This window comes from Kitasatospora sp. NPDC036755 (assembly GCF_040636595.1).
Classification (GTDB): domain Bacteria; phylum Actinomycetota; class Actinomycetes; order Streptomycetales; family Streptomycetaceae; genus Kitasatospora.
In genome coordinates this window covers 1-2,913 of the sequence record NZ_JBEZUT010000583.1, presented here as the reverse complement: position 1 = coordinate 2,913, position 2,913 = coordinate 1, and the positions used below count along the sequence as shown (strand labels likewise).

The following is a 2,913-nucleotide window of genomic DNA, read 5'->3' as shown; positions in this document are numbered from 1 at the left end:
CGGGACGTCGACGTGCTGCGCGCGGCGCTCGGCGAGCAGCGCACCTCCTTCTTCGGGCAGTCCTACGGCGGGCTGCTGGGCGCGGTGTACGCGCACATGCCGTCCTCCCTGTTCCGGGGTCGGCGGTGTGGTCGACTCCTGCTGGATGGCGCTCACTTGGCACCCTGCCGGATCGGCCGGGCCGGGTCGTCCCCCTGGGGAGGGGGTCCCGACCCCGAGGGATCCCGGAGCCGGACCCCGGGGACGTGTCGGGGTCCGGCTCCGGCGGCGGGCCTCAGGAGAGCGGCGCCTTGGTGCGCAGGACCTCGATGAAGGCCCGCAGCCACGCCGGGTGGTCGGGCCAGGCCCGGGCCGAGACGACCGTGCCGTCCACCACCGCCTCACCGTCCACGAACTCGGCGCCCGCCGCCGTGATGTCCGGGGCCAGCGCCGGGTAGGCGGAGGTGCGGCGGCCGTCCAGCACGCCGGCCGCGGCGCTGATCAGCGGGCCGTGGCAGATCTGGGCGACGGGCTTGTCCTCGGCGAAGAAGTGCCGGGCGATCCGTTGGACGTCGGGGTCGTTGCGCAGGTACTCGGGGGCGCGGCCGCCGGGGATGACCAGGGCCGCGTAGTGGGCCGGGTCGACGTCGGCGAGGGCCAGGTCCGCGGGCCAGGTGTAGCCGGGCTTCTCGGTGTAGGTGTCGAAGCCCTCGACGAAGTCGTGCACCACGAACTGGAGGAGCTTCTTCGTCGGGGCCGCGATGTCGACCAGGTAGCCCTCCTCGCGCAGTCGCTGGTAGGGGTAGAACACCTCCAGTGACTCGGCGGCGTCCCCGGTGACGAGCAGGATCTTCGATGTCATCGCCGACATCCCTCCACGTGGTCGAGACTCAGGTCCGGTGGCGGCGCGGGGCGGCGGCGGGCCGGCCCGGGCCCGGTCCAACCTCCCGTACCGCGGACACCGTTGGCAACGGGGCGCACCGGGCGCACGACGGCGCATCCGGACGTTCGCGCGCCGGTTGCGGGGAGTGCGCGCCCGGCGGCCCGCCCGGCTGCGGGTGCCGCCGGCCCGCGGCCTAGACTCCTGCTGCCCGGCCCGACCGCTCCCGGAGGAGCCCATGCCCGACCGCACCACCCACCTCGTCCTCCCCGGCTACCAGAATTCCGGCCCGGGGCACTGGCAGTCCCGCTGGGAGGCGGCCGAGCCCGAGTCCTTCCGCCGGGTCGAGCAGGCGGACTGGGACCGCCCGGACCGGACGGACTGGGTGGCCCGGGTGGACGCGGCGGTGGCCGCGGCCGCCGCCGCGGGCCCGGTGGTGCTGGTCGCCCACAGCCTGGGCTGCGTCACGGCGGCCCACTGGGTGGCCACCGCCTCCGCCGAGCGCACCGCCGCCGTCCGGGGCGCGCTGCTGGTCGCCCCGGCGGACGTCGACACCGCCGAGGTGCCGGAGCTGACGGGCTTCCGCCCGGTGGCCCTGGAGCGCTTCCCGTTCCCGACCGTCGTGGTCTCCTCGACCGACGACCCGTGGGTCTCCGCCGAGCGGGCCCGCGCGTTCGCCGCCGCCTGGGGCGCCCGGTACGTCGAGCCGGGCGCGTACGGGCACCTCAACTCCGACTCCGGACTGGGCGACTGGCCGGAGGGCCGCGAACTGCTCGCCGAACTGTGACCGCGACCACGGGGGAACGGGGGGACGGGGGGACGATGAACCGGGGAAGGACCAACCGGGGGGCGCCGGGCCGGCGGACCTCCCGGCGCAGGCGCGTCCTGGTCCGGCTGCTGGCGCTCGGCGGGCTGGCCGCCGTCCTGCTCTACACCGAGGGGCAGTGGGAGAGCCGCTCGGGCGGGCGGATGCTGGTCGCCGACCTGCTCAACCGGCCGGAGCTGCTGCTCGGCGGGGCGCTGGCGGCGCTGATCGCGGCCGCCTGGCTGGGCGATCTGCGCGCCGCCGTACGGACGGCCACCCGCACCGTCACGGTGACCGCCGGGGTGGTGTTCCTGCTCGGTGTGCTGGCCGCGCACAAGGTGTCGGCGGCCGAGACGCGCAGCCGGGAGGACGCCCCGGCCGGGGCCGAGTGCGCCCTGGTGGTGGTGCACCGCTCGTACGCCACCGGGCCGGGGACGGACGAGCGCTGGCAGGTGCTGCTGGAGAGCGGCGAGGGCTGGTCGGCCCGGCGCTGGTCGCTGGCGGACATCGGCGGGAGCCGGGGCGACGCCCGGCTGGTGACGGCGAGTTGGACCGGGCGCTCGCAGATCACCGTGGTGACCGACTCCTACCGGCGGGTGTTCAACCTCGACCAGGACAGCGGGGAACCGGTCGAGGCGCGGTAGACCGCGGCGGACCGGCCCCGGCGGCCGCTCAGCCCAGCCCCAGGGCGTGGGCGCCGAGCACCAGCAGGACCGCGTTGCCGGCCGCCCCCGCCGCGGTGGCGGACAGGAAGCGGGCCGGTGTGCCGTCCGGGAGCGGGCTGAGGGTGTTCGCGTGCAGGAACCCCGGCATCGTCCACACGACCGCGACCCACCGCCGCACGGCGCCCGGCCCGGCAGCCGTCGCCGCACCCGCTGTCACACCCGCTGTCACACCCGCTGTCGCACCCGTGGTCGCACCCGCCCCCGTGCGCGGCTCGGCGCGCAGCTCGTGGGCGGCGGCGAGGCCGATCACCAGGTAGCCGGCCAGGTAGCCGATCGAGGGGCAGAGGACGGCGGGCACGCCGAGGATGCTGTGCGGCATGCGGCCATCGTCCGCGAACGGACGCGGCCCCGCATGAGTACGGGTACTCATGCGGGGCCGGGCGTCCCACCGGTGGTGCGCGCCGGGCGGCGCCGGGGGCGGACGGTTCACTGGTCCTCGGGGTCGGTGGCGCCGGGCGGGACGGACGGACCGCCGCGGCTGGGCGCCGGGTTGACGCCGCGCGGCCGGACGCCGTTCCCCGGGC

General features: G+C 76.8%; 4 protein-coding genes. 2 read left to right on the top strand and 2 right to left on the bottom strand.

Annotation, left to right across the window (positions count from 1 at the left end; all coding sequences use genetic code 11):
• Window positions 1-274 precede the first annotated feature (274 nt).
• A complete protein-coding gene (locus AB0E96_RS40160) occupies window positions 275-841 on the bottom strand; it encodes a DJ-1/PfpI family protein (RefSeq protein ID WP_359831664.1) in 567 nt (188 codons plus the stop codon).
• Window positions 842-1,097: 256 nt separating this feature from the next.
• On the opposite strand from AB0E96_RS40160, the gene AB0E96_RS40155 reads away from it, so the two are divergent.
• Together AB0E96_RS40155 and AB0E96_RS40150 are read left to right on the top strand one after the other, a co-directional pair.
• Window positions 1,098-1,646 carry an alpha/beta fold hydrolase gene (locus AB0E96_RS40155; protein ID WP_359831662.1) on the top strand — a complete coding sequence of 183 codons (549 nt, stop codon included), beginning with the start codon at window positions 1,098-1,100 and terminating at the stop codon, window positions 1,644-1,646.
• 35 nt (window positions 1,647-1,681) lie between these two features.
• Window positions 1,682-2,308, top strand: a complete 627-nt coding sequence (locus AB0E96_RS40150) for a hypothetical protein (RefSeq protein WP_359831660.1) — start codon at window positions 1,682-1,684, stop codon at window positions 2,306-2,308.
• A gap of 28 nt (window positions 2,309-2,336) precedes the next feature.
• Here the strand turns inward: AB0E96_RS40150 and AB0E96_RS40145 are convergent, their stop codons facing one another.
• Window positions 2,337-2,708: a hypothetical protein gene (locus AB0E96_RS40145; protein WP_359831658.1), complete on the bottom strand. Its 372-nt coding sequence runs from the start codon at window positions 2,706-2,708 to the stop codon at window positions 2,337-2,339.
• Between the last annotated feature and the right edge of the window lie 205 nt (window positions 2,709-2,913).

Bases quoted from the DNA above. Each gene is read 5' to 3' on its own strand.
- AB0E96_RS40160 (WP_359831664.1), bottom strand. From the start codon at position 841: ATGACATCGAAGATCCTGCTCGTCACCGGGGACGCCGCCGAGTCACTG.
- AB0E96_RS40155 (WP_359831662.1), top strand. From the start codon at position 1,098: ATGCCCGACCGCACCACCCACCTCGTCCTCCCCGGCTACCAGAATTCC.
- AB0E96_RS40150 (WP_359831660.1), top strand. From the start codon at position 1,682: ATGAACCGGGGAAGGACCAACCGGGGGGCGCCGGGCCGGCGGACCTCC.
- AB0E96_RS40145 (WP_359831658.1), bottom strand. From the start codon at position 2,708: ATGCCGCACAGCATCCTCGGCGTGCCCGCCGTCCTCTGCCCCTCGATC.